At 69.6% G+C, this 25,451-nt stretch carries 26 protein-coding genes; 12 read left to right on the forward strand and 14 right to left on the reverse strand.

The window, feature by feature from the left end:
- Positions 1-20: 20 nt before the first annotated feature.
- From D9V41_RS12670 to D9V41_RS12680, 3 genes are read left to right on the forward strand one after another with little or no spacing between them, the layout of a single operon-like run.
- On the forward strand, positions 21-1,142 hold the full coding sequence (locus tag D9V41_RS12670; protein WP_121794943.1) for an esterase/lipase family protein: 1,122 nt from the start codon (positions 21-23) through the stop codon (positions 1,140-1,142).
- Positions 1,143-1,152: 10 nt separating this feature from the next.
- Positions 1,153-1,614, forward strand: a complete 462-nt coding sequence (locus D9V41_RS12675; RefSeq protein WP_121794944.1) for an SRPBCC family protein — start codon at positions 1,153-1,155, stop codon at positions 1,612-1,614.
- A complete protein-coding gene (locus D9V41_RS12680; RefSeq protein WP_121794945.1) occupies positions 1,611-2,087 on the forward strand; it encodes an SRPBCC family protein in 477 nt (158 codons plus the stop codon). Before D9V41_RS12675 ends, D9V41_RS12680 begins: the two co-directional genes overlap by 4 nt.
- Here D9V41_RS12680 and D9V41_RS12685 read toward each other — a convergent pair.
- The 7 genes from D9V41_RS12685 to D9V41_RS12715 are packed head-to-tail and all read right to left on the reverse strand — an operon-like array spanning position 2,078 to position 10,071.
- On the reverse strand, positions 2,078-3,073 hold the full coding sequence (locus tag D9V41_RS12685) for a Gfo/Idh/MocA family oxidoreductase (RefSeq protein WP_121794990.1): 996 nt from the start codon (positions 3,071-3,073) through the stop codon (positions 2,078-2,080). The two genes, D9V41_RS12680 and D9V41_RS12685, sit on opposite strands and share 10 nt — an antisense overlap.
- A 5-nt stretch (positions 3,074-3,078) precedes the next feature.
- Complete coding sequence (locus tag D9V41_RS12690) at positions 3,079-4,575, reverse strand: CoA-acylating methylmalonate-semialdehyde dehydrogenase (protein ID WP_121794946.1); 1,497 nt, start codon at positions 4,573-4,575, stop codon at positions 3,079-3,081.
- 1 nt (position 4,576) lies between these two features.
- Entirely contained in the window at positions 4,577-6,496 is a 1,920-nt protein-coding gene (gene iolD / locus D9V41_RS12695) for a 3D-(3,5/4)-trihydroxycyclohexane-1,2-dione acylhydrolase (decyclizing) (RefSeq protein ID WP_121794947.1), read from the reverse strand.
- A complete protein-coding gene (iolB, locus tag D9V41_RS12700) occupies positions 6,493-7,377 on the reverse strand; it encodes a 5-deoxy-glucuronate isomerase (RefSeq protein ID WP_121794948.1) in 885 nt (294 codons plus the stop codon). The genes iolD and iolB overlap by 4 nt, the downstream gene beginning before the upstream one ends.
- Positions 7,374-8,246 carry a Cgl0159 family (beta/alpha)8-fold protein gene (locus D9V41_RS12705; protein ID WP_121794949.1) on the reverse strand — a complete coding sequence of 291 codons (873 nt, stop codon included), beginning with the start codon at positions 8,244-8,246 and terminating at the stop codon, positions 7,374-7,376. The genes iolB and D9V41_RS12705 overlap by 4 nt, the downstream gene beginning before the upstream one ends.
- Positions 8,243-9,199 (reverse strand): 5-dehydro-2-deoxygluconokinase, encoded by a 957-nt coding sequence (iolC, locus tag D9V41_RS12710; RefSeq protein ID WP_121794950.1) that lies wholly within the window; start codon positions 9,197-9,199, stop codon positions 8,243-8,245. Before iolC ends, D9V41_RS12705 begins: the two co-directional genes overlap by 4 nt.
- The gene (locus D9V41_RS12715) at positions 9,196-10,071 is read right to left on the reverse strand and encodes a TIM barrel protein (protein WP_121794951.1); all 876 of its coding nucleotides are present in this window, start codon (positions 10,069-10,071) and stop codon (positions 9,196-9,198) included. The genes iolC and D9V41_RS12715 overlap by 4 nt, the downstream gene beginning before the upstream one ends.
- 120 nt (positions 10,072-10,191) lie before the next feature.
- Here D9V41_RS12715 and D9V41_RS12720 point away from each other — a divergent pair, with 120 nt between their 5' ends.
- A complete protein-coding gene (locus D9V41_RS12720; RefSeq protein ID WP_121794952.1) occupies positions 10,192-10,929 on the forward strand; it encodes a GntR family transcriptional regulator in 738 nt (245 codons plus the stop codon).
- Between the two features lie 291 nt (positions 10,930-11,220).
- Here D9V41_RS12720 and D9V41_RS12725 read toward each other — a convergent pair whose 3' ends face one another.
- Complete coding sequence (locus D9V41_RS12725) at positions 11,221-11,811, reverse strand: helix-turn-helix domain-containing protein (protein ID WP_121794953.1); 591 nt, start codon at positions 11,809-11,811, stop codon at positions 11,221-11,223.
- A 128-nt stretch (positions 11,812-11,939) separates the two neighbouring features.
- On the opposite strand from D9V41_RS12725, the gene D9V41_RS12730 reads away from it, so the two are divergent.
- A complete protein-coding gene (locus D9V41_RS12730; protein WP_121794954.1) occupies positions 11,940-12,470 on the forward strand; it encodes a DUF2938 family protein in 531 nt (176 codons plus the stop codon).
- 107 nt (positions 12,471-12,577) lie between these two features.
- Positions 12,578-13,732 carry an MFS transporter gene (locus D9V41_RS12735; RefSeq protein ID WP_243697262.1) on the forward strand — a complete coding sequence of 385 codons (1,155 nt, stop codon included), beginning with the start codon at positions 12,578-12,580 and terminating at the stop codon, positions 13,730-13,732.
- Positions 13,733-14,004: 272 nt separating this feature from the next.
- Here D9V41_RS12735 and D9V41_RS12740 read toward each other — a convergent pair whose 3' ends face one another.
- The 4 genes from D9V41_RS12740 to D9V41_RS12755 are packed head-to-tail and all read right to left on the reverse strand — an operon-like array spanning position 14,005 to position 17,922.
- On the reverse strand, positions 14,005-14,985 hold the full coding sequence (locus tag D9V41_RS12740) for a sugar ABC transporter substrate-binding protein (protein ID WP_121794956.1): 981 nt from the start codon (positions 14,983-14,985) through the stop codon (positions 14,005-14,007).
- 11 nt (positions 14,986-14,996) lie between these two features.
- A complete protein-coding gene (locus D9V41_RS12745; RefSeq protein WP_121794957.1) occupies positions 14,997-15,836 on the reverse strand; it encodes an ATP-binding cassette domain-containing protein in 840 nt (279 codons plus the stop codon).
- A gap of 1 nt (position 15,837) precedes the next feature.
- Positions 15,838-16,884, reverse strand: a complete 1,047-nt coding sequence (locus D9V41_RS12750; protein WP_121794958.1) for an ABC transporter permease — start codon at positions 16,882-16,884, stop codon at positions 15,838-15,840.
- Positions 16,885-16,908: 24 nt separating this feature from the next.
- Complete coding sequence (locus tag D9V41_RS12755; protein ID WP_121794959.1) at positions 16,909-17,922, reverse strand: Gfo/Idh/MocA family protein; 1,014 nt, start codon at positions 17,920-17,922, stop codon at positions 16,909-16,911.
- Positions 17,923-18,140: 218 nt separating this feature from the next.
- Here D9V41_RS12755 and D9V41_RS12760 point away from each other — a divergent pair, with 218 nt between their 5' ends.
- From D9V41_RS12760 to D9V41_RS12775, 5 genes are read left to right on the forward strand one after another with little or no spacing between them, the layout of a single operon-like run.
- The gene (locus D9V41_RS12760; RefSeq protein WP_121794960.1) at positions 18,141-18,731 is read left to right on the forward strand and encodes an ATP-dependent Clp protease proteolytic subunit; all 591 of its coding nucleotides are present in this window, start codon (positions 18,141-18,143) and stop codon (positions 18,729-18,731) included.
- Positions 18,728-19,330: an ATP-dependent Clp protease proteolytic subunit gene (locus tag D9V41_RS12765; RefSeq protein ID WP_121794961.1), complete on the forward strand. Its 603-nt coding sequence runs from the start codon at positions 18,728-18,730 to the stop codon at positions 19,328-19,330. The genes D9V41_RS12760 and D9V41_RS12765 overlap by 4 nt, the downstream gene beginning before the upstream one ends.
- Before the next feature lie 22 nt (positions 19,331-19,352).
- Entirely contained in the window at positions 19,353-19,487 is a 135-nt protein-coding gene (locus D9V41_RS18610; protein ID WP_279432350.1) for a hypothetical protein, read from the forward strand.
- Positions 19,487-20,758, forward strand: coding sequence for an ATP-dependent Clp protease ATP-binding subunit ClpX (clpX, locus tag D9V41_RS12770; RefSeq protein ID WP_121794962.1), 1,272 nt, complete (start codon positions 19,487-19,489; stop codon positions 20,756-20,758). Before D9V41_RS18610 ends, clpX begins: the two co-directional genes overlap by 1 nt.
- A gap of 39 nt (positions 20,759-20,797) precedes the next feature.
- Entirely contained in the window at positions 20,798-21,949 is a 1,152-nt protein-coding gene (locus D9V41_RS12775) for a saccharopine dehydrogenase family protein (protein WP_121794963.1), read from the forward strand.
- Positions 21,950-21,962: 13 nt separating this feature from the next.
- Here D9V41_RS12775 and D9V41_RS12780 read toward each other — a convergent pair whose 3' ends face one another.
- Both D9V41_RS12780 and D9V41_RS12785 read right to left on the reverse strand, forming a co-directional pair.
- Positions 21,963-22,892, reverse strand: coding sequence for a 1-phosphofructokinase family hexose kinase (locus D9V41_RS12780; RefSeq protein WP_121794964.1), 930 nt, complete (start codon positions 22,890-22,892; stop codon positions 21,963-21,965).
- On the reverse strand, positions 22,889-23,653 hold the full coding sequence (locus tag D9V41_RS12785; protein ID WP_121794965.1) for a DeoR/GlpR family DNA-binding transcription regulator: 765 nt from the start codon (positions 23,651-23,653) through the stop codon (positions 22,889-22,891). Before D9V41_RS12785 ends, D9V41_RS12780 begins: the two co-directional genes overlap by 4 nt.
- Before the next feature lie 101 nt (positions 23,654-23,754).
- Between D9V41_RS12785 and D9V41_RS12790 the strand changes: the two genes are divergently transcribed.
- Positions 23,755-25,410, forward strand: a complete 1,656-nt coding sequence (locus D9V41_RS12790; protein ID WP_121794966.1) for a phosphoenolpyruvate--protein phosphotransferase — start codon at positions 23,755-23,757, stop codon at positions 25,408-25,410.
- Positions 25,411-25,451: the final 41 nt, after the last annotated feature.

Here is a 25,451-nt window from a genome sequence, read left to right on the forward strand (position 1 = left end):
CGGCACGGCACCATGAAGGCATGCCCAGCACCACGGCTCGTACCACCGACGTCGCCGCACTCGCTCTCGAGTGCGGCGATCGTTGGGTTCTGGGCCCGTTGCGCGACGCCCATCTGAGCCTCGCCCACCGCGTCTTCGCGCCGGCGCGAAGCGTCGGCGGCAGGACACCGGAACGCATCCACGAGACGATCGCCCGCTCCGCCTACGGCGGCGTCTCCGCGGCGCTCCGACTCGGCAGCGCGGGCGCCCGCGGTCTGTCGAGGCGCGGCATCGGCCGGCCGATCGACGACACGGCGGCCGGCAGGCGGCTCCGCGCCGCCGTCAACGGCCTCGTCGGAGAGCACCTGCGATCGCTCGATGACCCCCACGCCCTCGCGATGTCCGTGCGAGCCTCCGGGCGCGACATCGCGCCGGCTCGATGGGCATTGCGTGAGGCTTTCCCCGGCGCCACCGGACATCTCGTCGTTTTCGTGCACGGCCTCTGCCAGGACGACGAGAGCTGGCAGTTCGCCCAGGACGACCGACCGACCTATCTCGACCGCGTCCGCGACCAGACCGACGGCACCCCGCTGGCGGTCCGGTACAACACGGGACTGCCGGTAGCCGAGAACGGTCGATTGCTCACTCACCTGCTGCGCGGCCTCGTACAGCACTGGCCCGCACGCGTCAGGCGCGTCACCCTCGTCGGTCACTCGATGGGGGCGGTCGTCGTGCGCGCGGCGCTCAGCCACGCGGCCGCAGCCCACGAGGACTGGACCGGGCTGGTGCGAGACGTGGTCTGCCTCGGGTCGCCGCACCTCGGCGCACCGTGGGAGAAGGCAAGCGAGGTGTCGGCCTCCATCGTGTCCAGCCTGCCGTCGCCCCGTCCGGTGCTGCGCAGCCTGGAACCACCGCCCGCCGCCGGCTCGCTCCGCTTCGGAATCGTGGACGACGAGCTCTGGGAGGGCCGCGACGTCACCGCGGTGTGGGGCCACGACCGGCTCGCCGTCGCGCCGTTGCCGCACGTCGCCTATCGCTTCGTGGCGGCGGGCGACGGACCGCTCGGCGAACGCGCGCTCCTCAACCACCCGGTCGTGGGCGCCCGTCTCGTCGCCTGGTTGTCCCGGCGCGATGACCGTCCGCGGAGTCTGCCGGCCCGGTAGTCTCCCGCACATGGCAAACAACAGTTACATCGGCGGCAGCATCGACATCGCGGCGAGCCCCGCCGACGTCTGGACCGTGGTCAGCGACCTCAAGCGGATGGGCGAGTGGAGCCCCCAGTGCCGCAAGATGTTCATCCGCGGTGGAAGCGTGCGCCACGGGACCCGCACCGTCAACATCAACCGTCAGGGGCCGCTGGTCTGGCCGACGCGCTCGGTCGTGACGGCGTTCGAGCCGGAGAAGACCCTGCAGTTCCAGATTCTCGAGAACCGCACCGCCTGGACCTTCGAACTGGAGCCCACGGCCACGGGTACCCGGCTGACCGAGAGCAGGACGACCCCGCGCGGCGTCAGCGCGCTGTCGAACTTCCTGACCAAGAACGTGCTCGGTGGGACGGAGAAGTTCGAGCAGGGCCTGCAGCGGGGCATCCACCAGACGCTGCAGCGGATCAAGTCCGCCGCGGAATCTCGATGATCCGTCCCCGTATCGCGGCGCTCGAGGCCGAACGGTACGTGGCGGCGCCGCCTCAACGGGTCTGGTCGGTGCTGATCCAGCAGGAGCGGATGCGGGAGTGGAGCCGTGAGACGGCGTGGCAGCTGTTCTGGCCGCGACGCATCCGGCGCGGTACCTGGAGCCTGAACCTCAACCGCAGCGGTTGGTACGTCTGGCCCACCCTGAGCCGCTACGCCCGCGTCGTGCCGCGACGCCGGCTGTGCTTCTACGTGTTCGGTCCTTCGGCGTGGTGGACCTACGACCTCGAACCCGTCGGCGACGGCACCGCCGTGCGCCTGCGCCGCGACCTCAGCGGCCACCGGTCCAGCTGGCTGACCATCGTCGTCGCGGCGATCGGTCTCGGGGGCGCGCCCGCCCACGATCGCCGGCTGAAGGCGGACATGGCCCAGACGCTCGAGGCGCTCGCCGAGGCGGCGGAAGACGCTCAGCCGTAGAGGCTCGGCCGGGGTTCGTCCGGCACCGGCACCGCCCGGCCCTCGTGCAGCGAAGCGACGCCCGCGGCCGCGATCACCGTGGCGCGGTGCCCGTCCCAGGCAGTGGGGCCGACGGGGCTGCCGTCCAGCACCGAGTTCGCCCACGCACCGAGCTCGAGCCGGTACGCATCGGCGAAGCGCGGCCGGAAATCGGCCGGGACCTCGGTGCCCGCCACGCCGCCGGTCGCATGAGTGACGACGGCGGGCGGCACGAGCGCCGCGGTCCCGGCGGTGCCGACCACCTCGCAGCGCACGTCATAGCCGTACGCGGCCTCGATGAACACCTCGACGGTCGACAACGCGCCGTTCGCGTGGCGCAGCACGGCGAGTTGCGGGTCGCGGAACCCTTCGGCGACGGGCGACGTGACCTCGATCTGCACGATCGGCGAATCGAGGAGCCACGGCACGACATCGAGCTCGTGGATCATCGAGTTCACCACGATCCCCTCCGTCGTCGCGCTCGGATGCCCGACCCGGTTGCGATGGACGTTGTGCACGAGACGCGGCACTCCCACCCGGCCGGCGGCGATCGCGTCCTTGAGCCTGAGGTAGCCCGGATCGAATCGGCGCATGAAGCCCACCGTGACGAGCCGACGATCCGCCGCCACTTCGGCGTCGACGACCGACCGCGATTCCTGCGGATCGGTGCCGAGCGGCTTCTCGCACAGCACGGGCAGACCTGCGGCGATCGCGGCGCGTGCCAGCGGTGCATGGGTCGGGTCGGGCGAGGCGATGATGAGAGCGTCCACCGTCCCTGCGTCGATGAGGTCGTCGGCCGATTCGGCCACGTCCGCACCGACGTCGGCCGCCAGCTGCTTGGCGCGGTCCACATCGAGGTCCTGCACCGCGACGACGCGTGCGGCGGGGACCCAGCGATGGAGGGTGCGGATGTGGTCGGCGCCCATCGCGCCCGTGCCGATCACGCCGACGCGCAGGCGCCGAGCCATCGCATTCACCTCGCGGTCGGGAAGTTGAGGGCGGCCAGGGACTCCTCGGACACGTGCGGCCAGCGTTGCGTGACGACCTTGGCCCGTGTGTAGAACCGCACCCCCTCGGGACCGTGCACGTGGTGATCGCCGAACATGGAGTCCTTCCAGCCGCCGAACGAGTGGTACGCCATGGGCACGGGGATCGGCACGTTGATGCCGATCATGCCGACCTGCACGTCGCGTTGGAATCGCCGGGCGACCTCCCCGGACGACGTGAACACGGCGGTGCCGTTGCCGTAGGGGTTGGCGTTGATCAGCGCCAGCGCCTCGTCGAGGCTGTCGACGCGCAGCACCGACAGCACGGGCCCGAAGATCTCGTCGGTGTAGACCGACATCTCGGTCGTGACGTGGTCGATGAGCGTCGGCCCCACGAAGAACCCGTTCTCGTGGCCGGGCACGGTGTGGTCGCGCCCGTCGACGACGACTTTGGCGCCGGCGGCCTCGCCCTGTTCGACGTAGGAGACGACGCGGTCCCGGGCGGCGGCGGTGACCAGCGGCCCCATCTCGGCCTCCGGGTCGAGCCCGGGGCCCACGCGGACGTCGAGGGTGCGGTCGCGCAGCTTGTCGACGAGGGCGTCCGCGGCGGGTCCGACGGCCACGACGGCGGAGATCGCCATACACCGCTGCCCGGCCGACCCGTACCCGGACGCGACCAGGTGGTCGGCCGCGAAGTCCAGGTCCGCGTCGGGCATGACGACGGCGTGGTTCTTCGCGCCACCGAGTGCTTGGACGCGCTTGCCGTTGCCGATGGCGCGATCGTGGACGTAGCGAGCAATGGGCGTCGACCCCACGAACGACACCGCGTCCACGTGCTCGTGATCGAGGAGCGCGTCCACCGCGACCTTGTCGCCGTGCACGACGTTGAACACGCCGTCGGGGAGTCCCGCCTCCTGGTAGAGCCGGGCCACCAGATCCGAGGCGCCGGGCACGCGTTCGCTCGGCTTGAGCACGAACGTGTTGCCGCAGGCGATCGCCACCGGGTGCATCCACAACGGCACCATGATCGGGAAGTTGAACGGCGTGATGCCGGCGACCACGCCGAGGGGCTGCCGGAACGAGTGGGAGTCCACGCCGCCGGAGACCTGGTCGTTGTACTCACCCTTGAGCAGGTGGGGGATGCCGCAGGCGAACTCGACGACCTCGCGCCCGCGCACGACCTCGCCGCGCGCGTCGTCCAGCGTCTTGCCGTGCTCGGAGCTGATCACGGTGGCGAGTTCGTCCTCGTGGCGCACGAGAAGCTCGCGGAAGGCGAACATCACGCGCGAGCGCGTGGTCAGCGAGGCCTGCGACCACGACGAGAACGCCTCGCGCGCGGCAGCCACGGCCGTGTCGACGTCCTGCTCGTCGGCGAGCCGCACCTGCCGGGCCGCGACGCCCTCGGCGGGGTCGAAGACGTCCTGTGTCCTCGCGCTGCGGCCGGTCTCGTGCCGGCCGGCGATCCAGTGATCGTACGTGTGCATGTCAGTCGTTCCTCTCCATCGGAGTCAGATGGGGTCGCTGCTCGCTCTTGTGCTTCTCGTAGACCGCGCGGGCGTCGCGGGTGGAGGCGAGCGCGGACACCTCGGCGACCGGAACGTCCCACCAGGCGGGGGAGTCCGGCGCGGGGACGAGCGGATCGGTCTCCACGTGGATGACCGTCGTCCGCGTCGCCTTCTTGGCGGTGAGCACCGCCGCACGCAGCGCTTCGGGGTTCTCGGCGCGGATGACGTCGGCACCGAGGCTCGCGGCGTTGGCGGCGAGGTCGACGGGGAGGACCTCACCGTCGAGCCCGGACGCGGTGCGCTCGCGGTACCGCGTGCCGAACCGCTGCGACCCGAGGGAGTCCGACAGCGCGCCGATCGAGGCGAAGCCGTGGTTCTGCACCAGGATGACGATGAGCTTGCGGTTCTCCTGCACGGAGGTGACCAGCTCGCTGTTCATCATCAGGTACGAGCCGTCGCCGACGAGCACGAACACGTCGCGGTCGTCCACCTCGTCATCGACCGCCATGGCCACGCCGAGCCCGCCGGGGATCTCGTAGCCCATGCAGGAGAATCCGTACTCGACGTGATAACCCTTGCGGTCCCGGGTGCGCCAGAGCTTGTGCAGATCGCCGGGCATGGAGCCGGCGGCGCAGACCACCACGTCGCGCGGCTCGGACACCTCGTTGACCGTTCCGAGGACCCGCGATTGCGCCAGCAGCGGCCCGTGCTCTCGCTGGTAGGCGCTCTCGACCGTGCGGTCCCACTCGCGGGCCAGGTCCGTCGCCCGTTGGGTGTGGGCAGGATCGGCTCGCCAGCCGTCCAACGCATCGGTCAGGGTCTCCAGCCCGAGCCGCGCGTCCGCCACGAGGGGGAGGGCGGACAGTTTGTGGGCGTCGAAGGAGGCGACGTTGAGGTTGACGAACCGCACGTCGGGGTGCGCGAAGACGGTGCGCGATGCCGTGGTGAAGTCGCTGTACCGGGTGCCGACGCCAATGATCAGGTCGGCTTCGGCCGCCAGCGCGTCGGCCGCGGTCGTCCCGGTCGCCCCGATGGCGCCGACCGATTGCGGGTGGTCGTAGGGGAGTGCCCCTTTGCCGGCCTGGGTCTCTGCCACCGGGACCCCGGTCACCTCGGCGAACCGGCGCAGAGCGTCGTTCGCATCGGCGTAGGTCGTGCCACCGCCGGCGACGACGAGCGGCCGCTGCGCCGAGGTGATGGCTGCCACCGCCCGCTCGACCATGTCGGGTTCGGGGACGGGACGGGCCACGTGCCACACGCGGTCGGCGAACAGGTCGGCCGGCCAGTCGTACGCCTCGGCCTGGACATCTTGCGGCAGCGCGAGAGTGACGGCACCGGTCTCGGCCGGGTCGGTCAGCACGCGCATCGCCTGAAGCAGTGCCGAGGGGAGCTGTTCGGGACGGTCGATGCGGTCGAAGTACTTCGACACAGGGCGAAACGCCTCGTTCACCGAGACGTCGCCCGCCCGCGGGTCCTCGAGCTCCTGCAGGACCGGATTGGCGACCCGAGTGGCGAACGTGTCCCCGGGCAGCAGCAGGACCGGCAGTCGGTTGATGGTCGCCAGGGCCGCGCCGGTGACCATGTTCGTCGAGCCCGGCCCGACGGATGCCGTGACGGCGAAGGCGGCGAGCCGATCGCGGTGCCGGGCGTAGGCGACGGCGGCGTGCACCATCGCCTGTTCGTTGCGCCCCTGGTGGTACCGCAGGGCGTGCGGAGCGCGTCCGGCGTTGCGGTCCAGCTCGCGTTCCAGCAGTGCCTCGCCGATTCCGGCGACGTTCCCGTGGCCGAAGATCCCCCAGCAGCCGGCGAAGAACCGCTGCGTGCGTCCGTCACGCTCGACCGATTGGACCTCGAGGAACCGGACGACCGCCTGCGCGACGGTGAGTCGGACGGTGCTCATGACGTGCGCTCCTGTTCGTGGAGGGGGAGACGAGGATCGATCGGCTGGTCCTCCCACGTGCCCCGCACCCAGGCGTGGGCCGGGTCGTCGCAGATCAGCCACGCCCGCACGGGGCCGGGACCGGCCATCACGTTGAGGTAGTACAAGTCGTAGCCCGGCACCGCCATCGAGGGGCCGTGCCATCCGTCGGGAATGAGGACGACATCACCCGTGCGCACCTCGGCCAGGATGTCGGTCGTCGAGCGCTCGTGCCCGTACACCCGCTGGTACGCCATCCCAGGCCCGGCGGGACCGTCGGCGACCTCGAAGTAGTAGATCTCCTCGAGCCGCGTCTCGGCTCCGTCGCGCTCCTCGTCGTGCTTGTGCGGCGGGTACGAGGACCAGTTGCCGCCGGGTGTGATGACCTCACAGGCGATCATCCGGTCGGCGTCGAGGACACCGGGAACGCCGAAGTTGTGCACCTGCCGGCTCGCCTGGCCCGCGCCACGCAGTTCGACGGGCACCCGCTCCGCAGGCAGGTAGGCGGTCGGCAACCGGCGTTCGCACCGAGCGGTCGCGATGGCGAACCGCCCGCCGGCGTCGCTCGTGATGGTGAGGGTCGCGCCGCGCCCTGCGTAGACGACGTCACTCGGGCCGGCGAAGACGTCACGACGACCGACGAGTTCGAACCGCTCGTCGTCGACCGTCACGGTGGCCGACCCGGACAGCGAGAGCACCATGGCCTCGTCGTCCTCGAGCCGGTGATCGATCGTTTGACCAGCGGCCACGCTCACGACGAGGAGGCCGCTGTGGTCCCACCGGGCGGTCTCGGGTGTGACGGTCAGTTCGGTGGCGCCGTGGCTCGTGCTGCCGGCGCGGACGAGGTGCTGCGTGCTGGTCACATCATCTCCACGATCGAATCGACAGCCCGCTCGACCTCACCGTCGGGCGGGTAGAGCAGGGAACGGCCGATGGCCATGCCGCGGACCGTCGGGTTCTTGAGCGCCGCGGACCACGCGGCGAACTGCTCGCTCTGGTTGGCCGCGACCTCCCCGCCGAGCAGCATGACCGGAAGGGTCGTCGCGGCCAGGACGGCGTTCATGTCCTCCACCACCGGGAGCTTGAGCCAGGTGTGGGCGGACGTGGAGGCCAGTCCGGCGGCGACCGTCGCCGACCGGATGACGGCCTCGGTGGTCAGCTCGTTGACCAGCCGGCCCTCGGGCGTGCGGTGAGAGATGAACGGCTCGACCATCGCCATGAGGCCGAGGTCGGAGAGTTCCTCGACCATGCGCGCACAGTTCTCCAGGGTCTGGGACGTGGCGGGATCGCTCGGGTCGATCCGCAGCAGCATCTTGCCGCCCTGAAGGCCGCGAGCGGCGATCGCTCCGGGCCGGTACGCGGTGAACCGGTCGTCGATCTCGAAGACCGTCCCGGCCAGCCCGCCGCGGTTCATCGAACCGATGACGACCTTGTGGTCCAGCGCGCCCAGCAGCAGCAGATCCTCCACGATGTCCGCGGTCGCGAGCACACCGTCGACGCCCGGGCGCGACAACGCGCGCACGAGGCGGTCCAGGAGATCGGCGCGGTCGGCCATCGCGAGGCTGCGCGCTCCGGCTTTCAGCGCGCCGCGCGCCGGGTGGTCGGCGGCGACGATGAGGAGCCGGCCGGTGCGCCCGGTCAGGCCGACGGGTCGGGCGCGCTCCTGAGCGAGTCGAACGATCTTCTCCGGCTCGTCGACGCGGGTGCGCACGATGGCGTCGACGTCGATCATGACGCCCTCTGCGCGTGTTCGGCGAGCAGCCGCTCGACGGTGGAGGTGTCGGGCATCGCGTCGGCACACGCCAGTTGCGTCGCTACGTACGCTCCGGCGGCGTTGGCGAAGTCGAGCAGCCGCTGCAGCGGCCAGTCCGCGAGCAGGCCGTGGCACAGCGCCCCACCGAAGGCATCGCCCGCTCCGAGGCCGTTGACGACGTCGACCCGGATCGGCTTCGACACCGTCTGCTCGTCCGCGCGCGACCCGAGCACGCCGTCCGGCCCCTGCTTGACCACCGCGAGCTCGACACCGCGGTCGTGCAGCGCTGCGGCCGCCGCTGACGCGTCGCCTTCGCCCACGGCCACCCGGCACTCCTCACGATTGCCGACGGCGACCGTGGCGTAGGGCAGCGCTTCGGCGATGATCTCGGTCGCCTGCTCGGGCGAGTCCCAGAACATCGGCCGATAGTCGAGATCGACGACGGTGATGCCCCGGCGGCCCCGGGCTCGCAGCGCCGTGAGGGTCGCCTCCGCGCTCGGTTCCTGGGACAGCCCGGTGACGGTGACCCAGAAGATGTCCGCCTCGCGAACCGCGTCGAGGTCGAGTTCGTCCCCGCGGATCTGGAGGTCCGGCGCCGAGGGCCGGCGATAGAAGTAGAGGGGGAAGTCGTCTGGCGGGAAGATCTCGCAGAACGCGACCGGCGTGGGGAGGTCAGTGACCCTGGTGACGAACCGGGGGTCGACGCCGAAGTCCGCGATGGCCCGGCGCACGAACCGCCCGAACGGATCGTCGCCGGTGCGGGTGATCACCGCGCTGTGCCGACCGTGTCGCGCGGCGGCGACGGCCACGTTGGTCGGCGAACCGCCGAGGTACTTGCCGAAGGACTCGACGTCCTCGAGGCCGACGCCCACCTGATGCGGATAGACGTCGACGCTGCACCGGCCCATGGTGAGGACCTCGAACGTGGTCATGACGCCACCTGCAGCACGTAGTCGCGGCTCGCGCGGACGTCACTCAGCGGCCGCTCTCCGTCGGGAGCCCCCGACAGCTTGATGTCCTGCTCGAGGACGTACCAGCCGGCGTAGCCGTGGTGACGCAGCGCCCGGATCATGCGGGCGATCTCGACGTCGCCCGAGCCGAGCGGCCGGAAGAGCCCGGCGGCGACCGCGTCGCCGAAGGGGCGTTCGCCGAGCAGAACCTCGTGTGCGAGCTTGGCGTCGACGTCCTTGAGGTGGACGTGGGCGACCCGCTCCGGGTGCCGCTCGACCAAGGCGACCGGGTCGGCACCGCCGACCAGGAGGTGGCCGGTGTCGACGCACAAGCCGATCCGCGAGCCGGCGAGCACGCGCTCGACCTCGTCGGACGTCTGCACCATCGTGCCGACGTGCGGATGGATGGCCGCGACGACGCCGCGCTCGGCCGCGCGGTCGGCGATGCGGTCGAGGTTCGTCAGCAGCGTGCGCCACTGGCCGGCGTCGAGATCGGGCCGCGCGTCGTACCCGTCGGCGCCGCTGGCCGCGGCCACCACGACCACTTCGGCCCCGCAGGCCCGAAGTGCGTCGATGAACCGGTCGACGACGGGCAGCGGGTCGGCCGCGGCATCGTGGAGGAGCACGGGGAGGAAACCGCCGACCGCGCGCAGTCCGTACGCGGCGAGCGTGGCGGCCTTCTCGGCCGGATCGTCAGGAAGGAAGCCGTCCGGTCCGAACTCGGTCGCCTCGATGCCGAGATCCTGCATCTGCGTGAGCACCTGCTCGGGAGCGAGTTGATGGCCCCAGCCGGGGACTTCGCTGACACCCCAGGAGATCGGGGCCGCGGCGATGCGGACGGGCGGGTGAGTCACGGCGTCCTCCAGGTGTGATGTGAGCCACGATGCGGTCCCAGTGTCGGACGCCCGCTTGCCCGCTGTCAATGCTTTGTCAGGACATATTGACGTAGAGGCAAACGCCGTTAGGCTGTCGCCATGTCGGACAGCCTCTCGATCACCCTCGATCGCTCCAGCCCCGTGCCCCTGTACCACCAGGTGGCCCAGCAGCTGGAGCTGGCGATCCGGCAGGGCGTGCTCGCTCCGGGGGACAAGATCGACAACGAGATCGCCCTGGCCAATACCCTCGGGCTGTCACGGCCGACGATGCGCCAGGCGATCCAGACCCTCGTCGACAAGGGGATGCTCGTTCGCAAGCGCGGCGTCGGCACCCAGGTCGTGCACGGCAAGATCCGCCGCAATGTCGAGCTGACGAGCCTGTACGACGATCTGGCGGCCGCAGGGCAGCAGCAACGCACCGAGGTGTTGGCCCTGCGCCGAGAGCACGCCGACGAGACGACCGCTGCCCAGCTGCGGCTTGCCGCCGGCGACGATATCTGGACGCTCCACCGGTTGCGGTTCGTGAACGACGAGCCCCTCGCGTTGCTGCGCAATCATCTGCCTGCGGCGCTCGTGGACCTCACCGACGTCGACCTCGCCTCCTCGGGCCTGTACGAACACCTGCGACGCGCGGGTGTCCACTTGCGCGTCGCCGAGCAGCGCATCGGGGCCAAGGCCGCCGACGACCAGGAACGTGAACTGCTGGCGTCGGGCGACGTGCCGCTACTGACCATGGAGCGGACGGCGTTCAACGACGCCGGCTCCGTGATCGAGTACGGGCATCACGTCTACCGATCCGACCTCTACGCCTTCGAGATCACCCTCGTCGACCGCTGACCGCTCGACCGCCCGCGAGGCGCGCCCCCGACCGATACGCGTGCGAGTTTGGCCTTCCCGGCCGCTCGGTCACTGTCCGCGCGCTGCCCGAGTGCAGCCAGTGACGTCCGCGGCTTCAAATCCGGCGCGCGCCCCTGTAGCTGTCGGCTGGGTGTGAGGCGCCGTCTTCGAAGTACTTCCGAGGCGCCTGCCCGCGGTCGCAGCCGAGGAACTTCACGACGCTCCAAGGAACGCGTTCACCCCAACCGGTTGAGCCACCAATGTGAGTCTTCGGACATCCCGGCGGTTCAATCACGGGCATTGCGGGTCGCTGCGTGTGCGGAGGTGGATGCGTTCACCTTGCTTTCCGAAGAGGCTGAGCAGTTCGACCGGCCCGCGGCCGGTAGAGCCAAACCAGTGGGGATGCTGGGTGTCGAACTCAGCTACCTCACCAGGGCCGAGGGCGAGATCGTAATCGCCGAGGATCAGTCGCAGCGTTCCGCTGAGCACATAGAGCCATTCGTGTCCGGTGTGAGTTCTGATGTGGGGTTCGCTCTCGCTGCTGGGAATGGTGAGCTTGAACGCCTTGGGTTCGCCTTGGACCCTCGTCAGCGGTACGAACGTCCGCCTGCCCGAGCGCGCGGGCGCTTGCGGAACCCGGGGGTCGAGCACGCGTGGCGCTGCGACGAGTTCATCAAGCGGAACGGCCAGTACCGCGGCAATGGGGAGCAAGAGTTCCAGGCTGGGTTTCCGGTGGCCCGATTCGAGCCGGGAAAGGGTGCTCTTCGAGATGCCTGTCTCTGCGGCGATGTCGCTCAACGACAGGCCACGTTTTTCACGCAGCCTTCGTATCCTCGCGGGAACCTGTTCGAGGGTTGCTGCGACGGCAGGCATGGATTCCATAGCCCTACTCGACCACCTCGTTGCCGTTTCAGCAACGATTGTTGCAACATCTAGTCTGCGTGGGGAGTCTCGATTCCGCGGCCCGGGCCAGTCTCGGCCGGCGCGCTTAGCAATCGAGAGGAACATCGATGAACCGTTGGAACTGCGCGGCGACAGCCGTCGCGATTGGATGCGGTGCGACCGCGATCATGGACCTCGCCGGTGAGGTGATCCGCCACACGAGCGGGGGGAAGCCCCTTGACCACGCGTTGGTGCGGCGAAGGATCGGGCACTTCACGAACGGCACGTTCACCTACGAAACCACTGGCCAGAGCGAGCCTGTCCAGGGGGCGAAGGCCTTGGGCTGGGCAGCGCACTACGCGAGCGGGACGACATTCGCTGGCCGGCTCCTCCTCAACAGCCCCGACTGGCGGGTAAAGCCGACGCTCGCCCCGGCGCTCGAAACAGGTGCGCTTACACGCGGGGCGCCATGGTTCCTGATGCAGCGCGCGTTCGGGTTGGGTGCGGCATCGTCGAAGACGCCCGATCCCACGACCGCGCGCTGGCGGAGCTTGCGCGCCCACAGCTTCTACGGCTCAGGCATGTACGTCGTCGGCGTGAGCGTCGCGAAACTGAGGGGCCAGGCTGGAAGAGATGACCGCGGCCTGGTGAAGCGATGAGCGCGGATCGTATCGATATGCGCACCGGACCAAACGCGGGTAGCGCGGGTGCTGTGAACGCCCGCCGGGTCACAGCACCCGCCGCGAGCAGAAGGTTGCCGTTCGGGGTGTATCTGCTGGCCTTCTGCCTGTTCGCGATGGGCACAGCCGAGTTCCTTCTGGCGGGCGTCCTCCCGGCCGTCGCCGCCGACCTGGACGTGACGTTGGCCAGCGCGGGCGGACTCATCACCGCGTTCGCGATCGGCGTCGTCATCGGTGGCCCGCCGCTGGCCGCGATCAGCCTGCGCTGGCCCCGGCGCACAGCCCTCGCGGCAAGCCAGGCCGCGTTCGCGGCCTCGATTGCGGTCGGTCTGCTGTTCGACACCTACCTAGCGCTCCTAGTGACCCGTTTCATCGCCGGACTCGCGTACGCCGGGTTCTTCGCCGTCGCGGCAGTCACGGCCGCCAGCCTAGTGAGTTTCGACCGCGCGGCTCGCGCCTCCGGTGTCGTGGTCTCTGGCCTCAGCCTGGCAATGATCCTCGGCGGCCCGGCCGGAACGCTCATCAGCTTCCTCACCAGCTGGACGAGCGGGTTCTGGATGGTCGTTGCCCTCGTCATCCTCGGCACGATCGCAACTGCGATTCAGCTGCCGAGAACTGCCGTGACGGGGCTCCAGCCCAGCCTCGGCCGCGAACTGGCTGTACTCAAACAACCCCCGTTGTGGTGGGTATGGGCTGCGTGCCTGCTCAGCACCGCCGCATACATGATCACGTTTAACTATCTTTCTGCTCTCCTCACCGAGGTCACCGACGTCCCAGTCGTGTGGGTACCCGGGGTGCTCGTGCTCTTCGGCGTCGGCGCGTTCATCGGGTTGTCGATCGGTGGGCGCATTTCCGACGAGCACCCCAGCCGTGCGTTGCTGATCGGGGCAATCGGGATCGCGGTCTGCTCAGTGCTGATCGCAATCCTCGCGTCGTACGCAGTAGCGATCGTGCCCTTGGCTTTCATCCTGGGCGTCGTCGGGTTCGTGCTCAACCCCGCAGTGTACGGCCGCACGTTCGCCATCGCGGGAAATGCACTTACTCTTGCCGGGGCCACCACCGTCTCGATGTTTCAGCTCGGCATCAGCCTCACGCCCGCCCTCGCGGGACTCGCCCTGAACTCCGGAGCACCGATTACCGCAGTCGCCTGGATCGGAGCGTCCCTCGCCGTCCTTTGTCTCATTCCGATCTTTAAGGATCGCGGGAGGCTGAAAAGACACCATGCCGAGCTCTCCCAGTAGGCATGGGTGTGCAACGTCTCAAGGACGTCCGCGGCACGCTGACCACGGGCGTTACGGCTGACGCTCTCTCCGGTCGCGGGCGGGCCTGCTCCTCGCTCACGCTAGGCGAAATGTGTCGTATCGCTGGCCGCGGCCCCAACGCAACCGGCTTGAGCGGGCGCGACAAGGGTCGGTGTTGCGGAGCGGGGCTCGGCGACCCACCTTCGGGTTCCTCAGTGCGCGAAGGCCGGCGCGGCAGGGGATCTGCCGCGCCGGCCCTCGGCCCTTGAGCGTCAGCCCTCCTGATCGGCCAGTTGCTGGGCGTACTCCTCGGCGTTGTCCGACGTCACGAGCGTGACGCCGGTATCGATGCGCTCCTCGATCGTCTCGCCGTCGATCACCTTGAGCGCCTCCTCGACGGAGGTCACGCCCATGTCGTAGGCGTTCTGAGCGATCGACGCGGTGAGCTCACCGTTCTGGATCGAGTCGACCGCGTCACTCGTGCCGTCGACACCGACGATCGTCATGTCGGCGGGGTCGAGCCCGGCAGCCTTGACCGCCTCGATCGCGCCCAACGCCATGTCGTCGTTGGCCGCGAAGATGATCGAGATGTCCGGGTTGGCCTGAAGCGCGTCGGCCGTCACCGAACGCCCCTCGGCGCGGTCGGAGTTGGCGGAGAGCTCGGCCGCGATGTCGATGCCGGCCTCCTCGAGCACTTCCTTGGCACCGTCGATCCGGTCGTCGGTCGAGGGGTTACCCGGAACGCCCCGGATGAGCAGGGCCGACCCCTCGGTCGTCTGCTCGGTGATGAACTCGCCGGCCTGTTCGCCCGCCGAGCGGTTGTCGGTGCCGATGAAGGTCTCGGCCCCGTCCCAGCCCTCGATGTTGGTGTCGACGAGCAGGACCGGGATGTCGGCGGACCGGGCCTCTTCCAGGACCGGCTGCAGTTGCTCGGCCTGGGTCGGTGCGACGACGAGGGCGTCGACCTGCTGCGTGATCGCGGCACGCACCTTGTCGATCTGCTCCTGGACCGCCGTCTCCTGGGTGGCCCCGGCGAGCGTGACGTCGGCGCCGTTGTCCTCGCCGGCCTGCTCGGCCCCACCCTTGACCTGCAGCCAATAGGGAGACGTCAGGGTCTTGAGAACCACGGCGACGCGGGGGCTGTCGCCATCGGAACCGCCGCCGCCCCCGTCGTCGCCGCACGCGGCGAGGAGGAGGGACGCGGCCACGGCGAGCGCGCCGGCACGGGCGGCGCGGGATGTGAGATGTCGCATGATGCCTACTTTCACTGTCCGGTCGGGGGAGTGGAGGTGGAGCCGGTGGCCCCGACGATCATCGAGACGATGTCCTGCAAGGTGTCCGGCGACGGGGTCGCGCTGCCGACGACGCGCCCTTGGCGCATCACGACGGCCTCGTCGCACACCTGGACCACGTGGTCCATGTTGTGGGAGATGAGGATGACCGACAGGTCGAGTTCCTCGGGAAGCCGGCTGACGGTGTCGAGCACGTTGCGGGTCTCGCGGACGCCGAGTGCCGCGGTGGGCTCGTCCAGGATCAGGACGCGGCTCGCGAACGCCACCGCACGTGCGACGGCGACCGCCTGGCGCTGTCCGCCGGACATCAGTCCGATCTGGGAGTTGAACCCGGGAACGTTGACCTGCAACTTCTCCAGGCGTTCGCGGGCGTCGCGCTCCATCGCCTTGCGGTCCAGCCACCCCAGCGCGCGGAATCGCCGGGGCTTGGTGAGTTCATTGCCGAGGTAGAGGTTGCTGACGATGCCGAGGTTGTCGAACAGCGCGAGGTCCTGGTAGACCGCCTCGATGCCGTGATGGCGGGCCTCGGTGGGAGTGCGGATGGAGACCGGCTCGCCGTCGAGGAGGATCTGACCCTCGTCGAGCGTATGGACTCCCGTGATCGCCTTGATGAGGGTCGATTTGCCCGCGCCGTTGTCGCCGAGCAGGCCGACGACCTGGCGGCGATGCAGGGTCAGATCGACCCCGCCCAGGGCGGTGACGGCGCCAAAGCGCTTGACCGCACCTCGCACTTCCAGCACCGGCGGTTCGGCCCGCCCGGGTCCGGTCGTGGAGGCCGTCACATGGTCGGTGTTGGCGGCGGTCTCGGTCATGTCAGACCTCCTTCTCTTCGGTCCGGACGGTGCGCAGGCGCGACTCGAGGTGACCGCGGAGGACGTCCATCTCCACGGCGATGACGACGACGGTGCCGAGCGCGACGTACTGCCACGCCGCGGACACGTTCAGCAGGTTCAGGCCGTTCTGGATGACGCCCAGGATCAGGGCACCGACGATGGCTCCGAGGACGGTGCCCCGGCCGCCGAAGAAGCTCGCTCCGCCGATGATGACGGCGGCGATGGCGGAGAGCTCCATGAGGTTGCCGGCGGTGGGGTAGGCGGAGTTGGTCTGGCCGGAGACGACGAGGGCGGCGGTCCCCGCGGCCATGCCGCTGAGCACGTACACCGAGATGAGGACCCGGTCGACCGGAATGCCGACCCGGCGCGCGCCCTCCCGGTTCGATCCGATCGCATAGATCCACTGACCCCAGGTGACGCGGGTCAGCAACACGTGGATCAGCACGGCCAGTGCGGCGACCAGGATCACCGCGACCGGGACGTCGCCGATCCGGGAGGAGCCGAGGGTGCGGATCGCATCGGGCATCCCGGTGATCGGCTGACCGTCGGAGAACAGGAGCGCAAGCCCGCGCGCGACCATGAGCATCGCGAGCGTCGGCAGGAACGGGTGGGGGATCTTGCCCTTGACGAACAGGGTTCCGCTGACGGCGCCGGCGAGGCCACCCGCGAGGATCATCGTGGGGATCACCGCCCACCCCGAGACGACGTCGAGGTCGCGGATCCACAGGGCTCCCACGACGCTGGTCAGGGCGATCAACGATCCTTGGGACAAGTCGATGCCGGCGGTGATGATGACCAGCAGCTGCCCGAGCGCCAAGATCGCGACGACGGACGCCTCGAGGCCGACGTTGCCGAGGTTGCGCCCGGTCAGGAACAGCGGGCTCACCGAGGCCATGATCAGCACGAGGACGCCGAGCATGACCAGCGGTCCGAGCCGCACCAGTGCGAGCGTCACCTTGAGGAACTGATTGTGGCGCTGCATGGAGTTCGGCGACGGTGTCGGTGGGGGAGCGGCTGTCTGGGTCATGATCGAAGTCTTCTCAGTCGTGGGTCAATGGGCAACGGGAGCGGCCACCGGGACCGGCCGGCCGCCGGCGCGGCGGCTCTGTTCGCACGCCTCGGCGAGGCGGAGACTGACCAGGCTCTCACGGGCCGGCGACGGGTTGACCGCCTCGCCGGCGACCACCTCGGTGAAGGTCGTCATCTCCGCGACATAGGCGGCCCGGAATCGTTCGGGGAATCCTGGGTAGGGAGCCGGTCCCACCGTCCGTCCCTCGGCGGACAGGTGGGCGAGCGGCGTGTGGTCGTGGTCGTGAAGGCCGACCGCGAGCGAGTCGCGGGTGCCCAGCACCTCGACCCGGTGGTCGTAGCCGATCGGATTGAAGCGCGTGCCGACCAGTTGCGCGAGCGCCCCGCTGGCGAAGCGCAGGGTCGCCGTGGCCACATCGACGTCATCGGACCGCGCGAAGGACTCGTCGATGAGGACCGACCCCTGCGCGAAGACCTCGACGACGTCATCGCCGACCAGCCACGGAATCGCGTCCAGGTCGTGGATCAGCATGTCCTTGAAGATGCCGCCGGAGGTCGCGATGTACGCGGGGTCGGGCGGGACCGCGTCGCAGCCGGTGGCGCGGACGACGAGCACCGACCCGACGGCACCCTCGTCGAGGAGCGACTTGAGTCGGCGCATGGCCGGATCGAAGCGGCGCTGGAAGCCCACGACGACAGGCGTCGCGGTGGCGTCGATCTCGTCGACGAGACCCTGCATCGTCTCCAGGTCGGCGGCGATCGGCTTCTCGCAGAGGGCCGGAACGCCCGCGGCGAGCGCCGCGCGCACCAGCGCCGGGTGGGCGTCCGTCGACGCGGCGATGACGACGCCGTCGGCTCGGGCGAGCGTCTCGTCCAGGCTCCCGGCGACCCGGACGTTCGGAAGATCCGCCGCGACGGCCGCTGCGGCTCCCGGCCGTTCGTCGAACACCACGACTTCCTCGACCCGAGGGAGGTCGACGAGGTGACGAGCGTGCATGACCCCGATGCGCCCGGCGCCGATGAGGCCGATCTTCATGAGTCCTCCTGCTCTGCAGACGGCGCATTGCCGTGTGATCTGCATCATGTTCAGGCCCGAGGCCATATGTCAAGACATACCTACAAATTCGCCGCCGTCTCCCGTGGCGGTCCTGCGCGCCTCCGGCGGCGCCCCGTGTTTTGCCATGAGCGAACAGCCCGCCGGGACACGTGTCTTCGCACTCCCGGCCGTCTAGTGTCGGTCACGTGAACACTCCGATGACTCCCCAGCTGTCCGCTGAGGTCGGCCCTTCGGATCTCGACGGGCACATCTACAACCGCCTGCTGAAGGAACGCATCGTGTTCCTCGGCTCGGAGGTCCGCGACCAGAACGCCAACGCGATCTGCGCGCAGATGCTGCTGCTCAACGCCGAAGACCCTGACGCCGACATCTACTTCTACATCAACAGCCCCGGCGGTTCGGTGGACGCCGGGATGGCGATGTACGACACCATGCAGTACATCTCCAACGACGTCGTCACGGTCGGCATGGGCCTGGCCGCCTCGATGGGTCAGTTCCTGCTCGCCGCCGGCACCAAGGGCAAGCGCTTCGCCCTGCCGCACACCCGCATCATGATGCACCAGCCGTCCGGCGGTATCGGTGGTTCGGCATCGGATATCCGGATTCAGGCCGAGCAGTCCATCCTGCTCAAGAAGCAGCTCAACGAGCTGCAAGCCCAGCACTCGGGTCAGAGCATCGAGCAGATCGAGCTCGACTCGGACCGTGACCGCTGGTTCACTCCCGAGCAGGCCAAGGAGTACGGCCTGATCGACCACGTCGTCTCGACCGCAGGAGATGTCCGCCGATGAGCTACTACATCCCGCAGTGGGAAGAGCGCACCTCGTACGGCTTCCGGCGCATCGACCCCTACGCCAAGCTGTTCGAGGAGCGCATCGTCTTCCTCGGTACGCCGATCAGCGACGACGTCGCCAACGCCGTCACCGCGCAGTTGCTGTGCCTGCAGTCGATGGACCCGGACCGCGACATCAGCATCTACATCAACAGCCCGGGCGGTTCCTTCACGGCGCTCACGGCGATCTACGACACGATGCGCTACATCAAGCCCGATGTGCAGACGTTCTGCCTCGGTCAGGCCGCCTCGGCCGCCGCGGTGCTCCTCGCCGCGGGTTCGCCGGGCAAGCGCTTCGCGCTCCCCAGCAGCCGCGTACTCATCCACCAGCCCTACACCGAGGGCACCGGCGGCCAGATCTCCGACCTGGAGATCCAGGCCAACGAGATCCTGCGGATGCGTCAGATGCTGGAGAACATGATCGCCGAAGCATCCGGCAAGTCCACCGAGGAAGTCAGCCGCGACGTCGAGCGCGACAAGATCCTGACCGCGGCCGAGGCCAAGGACTACGGGATCATCGACCAGGTGCTCGACACCCTCAAAACCCCCGGTCCCTGACCGGTAGGGCGTAGGACACGACATGACGCGCCCCGGCGACACCTTCGCGAACCGTCCGCTCGCGGTTATCGTGGACCAGTCCACGACGACCCTCGACGACGGACGCGACGGTGTCGCCCGGGGGCGGCTTCGCGGCCGATTTGAAAGGAACGCCTGATGGCACGCATTGGCGAGACCGCCGACCTTCTGAAGTGCTCGTTCTGCGGCAAGAGCCAGAAGCAGGTCAAGAAGCTCATCGCCGGCCCCGGCGTGTACATCTGCGACGAGTGCATCGACCTGTGCAACGAGATCATCGAGGAGGAACTCTCCGAGAACGCTGAGGTCAGCCTCGGTGAGCTCCCCAAGCCGCACGAGATCTTCGATTTCCTCAACGGCTACGTCATCGGCCAGGACCGCGCCAAGAAGTCGCTCGCGGTCGCGGTGTACAACCACTACAAGCGCGTCCAGGCGCAGGCGTCGGGACGCATCAACAAGGACGAGCAGGTCGAGCTCGCCAAGTCCAACATCCTCATGGTGGGTCCGACCGGCTGCGGCAAGACGTATCTGGCGCAGACGCTGGCCCGCATGCTGAATGTCCCCTTCGCGATCGCCGACGCCACCGCCCTCACCGAGGCCGGCTACGTTGGCGAGGACGTCGAGAACATCCTCCTCAAGCTCATCCAGGCCGCCGACTACGACGTCAAGAAGGCCGAGACCGGCATCGTCTACATCGACGAGATCGACAAGATCTCGCGCAAGAGCGAGAACCCCTCGATCACCCGTGACGTGTCCGGCGAGGGCGTGCAGCAGGCGCTGTTGAAGATCCTCGAGGGCACTACCGCCTCGGTCCCGCCGCAGGGCGGCCGCAAGCACCCGCATCAGGAGTTCATCCAGATCGACACCACCAACGTGCTGTTCATCGTCGGCGGTGCCTTCGCCGGCCTCGAGGAGATCATCGAGCAGCGCAGCGGCAAGACGAGCCTGGGCTTCAACTCCGCGCCCGTCGAAGCGGTCGTGGCGCCGGCGAAGGAGAAGGTCTACTCCTCGGTCCTGCCTGAGGACCTGCTCAAGTTCGGCCTGATCCCCGAGTTCATCGGCCGTCTCCCGGTCATCGCCGCCGTCGACACGCTGGACAAGGCCGCTCTCGTCTCGATCCTCACCGAGCCGCGCAACGCGCTGACCAAGCAGTACGCGCGGCTGTTCGAGATCGACGACGTCGAGCTGGAGTTCACCGACGAGGCCTGCGAGGCGATGGCCGACCTCGCGCTGGAACGGGGTACGGGCGCGCGCGGCCTGCGGTCGATCATCGAGGCGGTCCTCCAGCCGATCATGTACGACATCCCCGCGCGCGAGGACGTCGCCAAGGTCCTGGTGACCGCCGAGACGGTGCTCGGCGACGAGGAGCCCACCGTGCTCACCCACGACGAGGTCAACAAGAAGGCCAGCTGACCCCAGGCGCCCCCGCGAACCGGACGCTAGGCTGGCCGGATGACGGTCGAGATCACGCTGTTCGGCGCGACGGGATTCACCGGCGAACTCACCGCCCGCTACCTGTCGCAGCACCTGGAACCCGGCACGTCCTGGGCGATCGCAGGACGATCGGCCGACAAGCTCCGCGGCCTCTTCGACCGCCTCGTCGCCGACGGTGGCGTCGCCCCGCAGGTCGTGGTGGCCAACCATGACGATGCGGTGGCGATGCGCGAGATGGCAGAGAACACCCGCGTTCTGATCTCCACGGTCGGCCCGTACCTGCAGCACGGCGAACCCGCCGTCAAGGCCGCGGCCGAGGCCGGCATCACCTACCTGGACCTCACCGGCGAGCCGGGGTTCGTCGACGCGATGTGGCTGAAGTACCACGAGGTCGCGGTGAGCACCGGTGCCCGTCTCGTGCACGCCTGCGGCTTCGACTCCATCCCGTACGACCTGGGCACGCTGTACGTCGTCGACCAGCTTCCCGACGACGTGTCGATCAGTGTCAAGGGCTACATCCGCGCCAACGCCTCGTTCTCCGGTGGCACGTACCACTCGGCGATCACACAGTTCTCCCAGCTCGGGCTGGCGCGCAAGGCGGCCGCCGAGCGGCGGCGTCACGAGGGCCGTCCGCAGCGCCGTCGTATCCGCGGCGGCGGTAAGCCGGGGCGGGCGCCGGAGGAGATCGGCGGGTACGGCGTGCCGCTGCCGACCATCGACCCGCAGATCGTCCTGCGCTCGGCCCGCGGTCTGCCCGGCTACGGTCCGGACTTCAGCTACGAGCACTACGCTCACTTCCGGAGCCTGCGCATGGCGACCGCCGCGGGTGTCGGTCTCGGGGGTGCGGTGGCGCTGGCCCAGTTCGGTCCGACTCGTTCGCTGCTGCTCAAGGCGCAGGATCCCGGGCAGGGACCGAGCGAGGAGCGTCGGCAGAAATCGTGGTTCCGGCTTTCGCTGATCGGCGAAGGTGGCGGTCAGCAGGTCCGCGCGGAGGTCACCGGACCGGATCCCGGCTACGACGCCACCGCCGTCATGCTGGCGGAGTCAGCTCTGTGCCTCGCCTTCGACGAGGTGCCCGAGGTTGCTGGTCAGACCACCACCGCCATCGCGATGGGCCGCCCCCTCATCGACCGCCTCCACCGCGCCGGCATCACCTTCCGGACCCGGTGACCCTGCGCCCGTCTCACGCGACGCGGCGTACGGAGGGGAGCGCCGGAAGGTCGGCGGGGGCCGGCATTCGCGATCCGGGGAGCGAGGCCGCCGCGCTGCCGTAGGCCACCGCGAGCGCCAGGCACCCCGCCGGGTCTTCGCCGCGCAGCGAGCCGAGCAGGAATCCGGCGAGGGACGAGTCGCCCGCGCCCACCGTGCTGCGGGCGGTGATCCGCGGTGCTTGCGCTTCCCACACGGCCTCGGTGCTGATGAGAAGGGCTCCCCGCGCGCCGAGCGTCAACAGGATCGCGCCGATGCCGCGCTCGAGGAGAGGACGCGCCCGCTCGCCCGCCACCTTCGGGTCGCCCTCGAACTCGGTCGGCGCGATGCTCATCAGCTCCCCGAGCTCGTCGGAGTTCGGCTTGATCAGCGCGATGCGCTCGGGCGCGCGGTCCACCGCAGCGCTCAAGGCGGCGCCGGACGTGTCGAGCGCGACGGGGGCCTCGAGCCGCTCCGCGGTGCGGCCGTACCAGTCGTCCGGCACCCCGGGCGGCAGCGAACCGCACAGGGCGGCCCACGAGGCCGTCGCACTCTGCTCGGCGAGGAGAGCCTCGAGCCGCTCGATCACCGGCGCGGCGAGCGCCGGCCCGGGCGCGTTGATCTTGGTCGTGGTGCCGTCGTCCTCGGCCAGCGTGAGGTTCACCCGTAGCGGCGCGCCGAGCGGCACCGCGAGGTGCGGCAGCCCCGAGTTCCGCAGCCGTTGTACGAGCGGGTCGTCGTCGTCGCCGGGCAAGACCGCGAGGGCCTGCTCTCCGCCGTTGCGGACCACCTGCGCGACGTTGATGCCCTTGCCGCCCGCTTCGTCACGGGTCGTGACCGATCGGACGACTCCGCCGCGCTCGAGTGGCGAGGAGAGTTGAACGGTGCGGTCGATGCTCGGGTTCGGCGTCAGCGTGACGATCATGCGAGGATCACCTCGATCCCGGCCTCACGGACCGGCGCGAGGTCCTCGTCCGTGGCGGCTAAGTCGGTCACCAGGATGTCCACCTCCGACAGCGTCGCGAAGGTGAAGACCGGTTCGACCCCGAGCTTGGAGGCATCGCTGAGCACCACGACGCGACGGGCCGAGGAGACCAGCGCGCGCTTGACCGCGGCCTCCTCGGAGTCATGCGTGCTGAAGCCGTGATGCCGAGAGATGCCGTTCGTGCCGACGAAGGCGGTGTCCACGCGGGTGTCCCGATACGTCTGAAGGGCTCGATGCCCCACCGCGGCGCCGGTGATGCCCCGCACGCGACCGCCGACGATGTGCAGGTCGATGGCCGGCGAGGCCAGCAGCTTGCCGGCGATCGGGACAGCGTGCGTGAGGGCCGTGATGGTCAGGTCCGTGGGCAGCAGATCGACGAGTTGCTCGACCGTCGTCCCGGCGTCGAAGGCGACGCTGCCGCCGCTGGGCGGCACGAGCTCCAATGCGGCCTTCGCGATCTGCGCCTTCTGCGCCTGATGCTCGCTGGTGCGCTGGGCCAACGCCGTCTCGCCGGCGATCGAGCGGGCCAGAACGGCGCCGCCGTGCACCCGCTGGGCGACGCCGTCGCGCTCCAGCACGGCGAGGTCACGGCGCACCGTCTCGCCCGAGACGCCGAGCTCCTCGGCGACCGTGACGACGGCGACGCGCCCCTCGCGCTGAAGGCGATCGACCAGCAGAGCCTGGCGTTCGGCCGCATACATCCTGACGTTCTCCTGACCGATCGTGAGGACTGACGTGGTTTTGTGTGGATATTAGCCCAGATCGATGAGGGACTGCGACTGTTTCCCTGTAAGCTCGTGACATGGCCCACGAGAGCGCGCTCCATGGCACTGGTGTCGTCCCGGGGGTGGGAACCGGACCCGTCGTCCGGCCCATGCCTCGCCCGCAGGTTCCCGCCGAGGATCCGGAGGTCGATCCGGCCGACGGCGCCGAGCGATTCAGCACGGCGGCGGAGGCCGTCGCCCAGCGACTCACCGAACGCGCCGGCCGCGCGAGCGGCGCCGCGAGCGAAGTGTTGACCGCCACGGCCGGACTGGCCCGCGACCGCGGTCTGGTCTCCCTCGTGCAGAAGCGCCTCGGTGAGGGCAACGGGCTCTACGCCGCGGTCGGCGGTGCCATCGACGATCTCATCGCGATGTTCACGGCGGCCGGTGGCCTGATGGCCGAGCGCGTCACCGATCTGCGCGACGTGCACGACCGCATCCTCGCCGAGCTCTCCGGGCAGCCGGAGCCGGGCATTCCCGCACCGGCCGAGCCCTCGGTGCTGTGCGCCGACGATCTCGCGCCCGCCGATACCGCCGGTCTGGACCCTGCAGCGGTCGTCGCGATCGCCACGTCGCTCGGCGGCCCCACCAGCCACACGTCGATCATCTCCCGTCAGCTCGGCATCCCGTGCGTCGTGGGCGTCGAAGGGCTCGATGACGTCGAGGCAGGCACGGTGGTGCTGGTCGACGGCGCCACCGGCGACATCGTGATCGAGCCCGACGCCGAGGTCATCGAGACGCGCACGGAGTCCGCCCGCCTCGTCGGCGAGGCCGCCGCGTCGTGGACCGGACCGGGCGGCACCTCCGACGGGCACCGTGTCGAGATCCTCGCCAACGTCCAGGACGGTGCTTCGTCGCAGAACGCCGCCCTGAAGCCGGTCGAAGGCGTGGGTCTGTTCCGCACCGAACTGTGCTTCCTGGATCGCGACACCGAGCCCTCCGTCGAGGAGCAGGCGCGGATCTACGCTGAGGTTCTCGAGCCGATGGGGGAGCGCAAGGTCGTCGTCCGCACCCTCGACGCCGGATCGGACAAGCCGGTGGCGTTCGCGACGATCCCCGACGAGCCCAATCCTGCGCTCGGTGTACGCGGCATGCGACTCGGCCTGCGCGACGAAGGACTGCTCGACCGTCAGCTGGAGGCGATCGCCGCGGCCGCGAAGAACGTCTCAGCCCCGGTCTGGGTGATGGCTCCGATGGTGGCCACCGAGGACGAAGCCTCGTGGTTCGCCGCGCGGGTGCGGTCGCTCGGCCTCGTGCCGGGCGTCATGATCGAGATCCCGAGTGCGGCGCTGCACGCCGAGCGGCTGCTGCGGCACGTCGACTTCCTCTCGATCGGCACCAACGACCTCAGCCAGTACACGTTCGCGGCCGACCGCATGACGCCGTCGCTGGCCAAACTCAACGACCCGTGGCAACCGGCGCTGCTCGAGCTGATCGCGATCGTCGCGCGGGCGGGCCGCGATGCCGGGAAGCCGATCGGCGTGTGCGGCGAGGCAGCGGCCGATCCACTGTTGGCCTGCGTGCTCACCGGGCTCGGCGTCACGTCGCTGTCCTCGGCCGCGACCGCCGCACCGCTGGTCGGCGCCAAGCTCTCGACCGTGACGCTGGCCCAGTGCGCAGCCGCGGCCGACGCCGCCCTTGCCGCGAGCACGCCTGAGGCAGCCCGCGACGCCGCCCGTTCCCTCACGGTCTGAGCACGCTCTCGCCGTTGGTGTCGAGTACCGCGTGTTGTTGG

The sequence above is a fragment of the Aeromicrobium phragmitis genome (assembly GCF_003674095.1).
Classification (GTDB): domain Bacteria; phylum Actinomycetota; class Actinomycetes; order Propionibacteriales; family Nocardioidaceae; genus Aeromicrobium; species Aeromicrobium phragmitis.

Bases quoted from the DNA above. Each gene is read 5' to 3' on its own strand.
- D9V41_RS12750 (WP_121794958.1), bottom strand. From the start codon at position 16,884: ATGACCCAGACAGCCGCTCCCCCACCGACACCGTCGCCGAACTCCATG.
- D9V41_RS12680 (WP_121794945.1), top strand. From the start codon at position 1,611: ATGATCCGTCCCCGTATCGCGGCGCTCGAGGCCGAACGGTACGTGGCG.
- D9V41_RS12725 (WP_121794953.1), bottom strand. From the start codon at position 11,811: ATGGAATCCATGCCTGCCGTCGCAGCAACCCTCGAACAGGTTCCCGCG.
- iolD (WP_121794947.1), bottom strand. From the start codon at position 6,496: ATGAGCACCGTCCGACTCACCGTCGCGCAGGCGGTCGTCCGGTTCCTC.
- D9V41_RS12790 (WP_121794966.1), top strand. From the start codon at position 23,755: ATGGCCCACGAGAGCGCGCTCCATGGCACTGGTGTCGTCCCGGGGGTG.
- clpX (WP_121794962.1), top strand. From the start codon at position 19,487: ATGGCACGCATTGGCGAGACCGCCGACCTTCTGAAGTGCTCGTTCTGC.
- D9V41_RS12775 (WP_121794963.1), top strand. From the start codon at position 20,798: ATGACGGTCGAGATCACGCTGTTCGGCGCGACGGGATTCACCGGCGAA.
- iolC (WP_121794950.1), bottom strand. From the start codon at position 9,199: ATGACCACGTTCGAGGTCCTCACCATGGGCCGGTGCAGCGTCGACGTC.
- D9V41_RS18610 (WP_279432350.1), top strand. From the start codon at position 19,353: ATGACGCGCCCCGGCGACACCTTCGCGAACCGTCCGCTCGCGGTTATC.
- D9V41_RS12730 (WP_121794954.1), top strand. From the start codon at position 11,940: ATGAACCGTTGGAACTGCGCGGCGACAGCCGTCGCGATTGGATGCGGT.
- D9V41_RS12670 (WP_121794943.1), top strand. From the start codon at position 21: ATGCCCAGCACCACGGCTCGTACCACCGACGTCGCCGCACTCGCTCTC.
- D9V41_RS12765 (WP_121794961.1), top strand. From the start codon at position 18,728: ATGAGCTACTACATCCCGCAGTGGGAAGAGCGCACCTCGTACGGCTTC.
- D9V41_RS12740 (WP_121794956.1), bottom strand. From the start codon at position 14,985: ATGCGACATCTCACATCCCGCGCCGCCCGTGCCGGCGCGCTCGCCGTG.
- D9V41_RS12685 (WP_121794990.1), bottom strand. From the start codon at position 3,073: ATGGCTCGGCGCCTGCGCGTCGGCGTGATCGGCACGGGCGCGATGGGC.
- D9V41_RS12780 (WP_121794964.1), bottom strand. From the start codon at position 22,892: ATGATCGTCACGCTGACGCCGAACCCGAGCATCGACCGCACCGTTCAA.
- D9V41_RS12720 (WP_121794952.1), top strand. From the start codon at position 10,192: ATGTCGGACAGCCTCTCGATCACCCTCGATCGCTCCAGCCCCGTGCCC.
- D9V41_RS12760 (WP_121794960.1), top strand. From the start codon at position 18,141: ATGACTCCCCAGCTGTCCGCTGAGGTCGGCCCTTCGGATCTCGACGGG.
- D9V41_RS12690 (WP_121794946.1), bottom strand. From the start codon at position 4,575: ATGCACACGTACGATCACTGGATCGCCGGCCGGCACGAGACCGGCCGC.
- D9V41_RS12705 (WP_121794949.1), bottom strand. From the start codon at position 8,246: ATGATCGACGTCGACGCCATCGTGCGCACCCGCGTCGACGAGCCGGAG.
- D9V41_RS12745 (WP_121794957.1), bottom strand. From the start codon at position 15,836: ATGACCGAGACCGCCGCCAACACCGACCATGTGACGGCCTCCACGACC.
- D9V41_RS12675 (WP_121794944.1), top strand. From the start codon at position 1,153: ATGGCAAACAACAGTTACATCGGCGGCAGCATCGACATCGCGGCGAGC.
- D9V41_RS12755 (WP_121794959.1), bottom strand. From the start codon at position 17,922: ATGAAGATCGGCCTCATCGGCGCCGGGCGCATCGGGGTCATGCACGCT.
- D9V41_RS12785 (WP_121794965.1), bottom strand. From the start codon at position 23,653: ATGTATGCGGCCGAACGCCAGGCTCTGCTGGTCGATCGCCTTCAGCGC.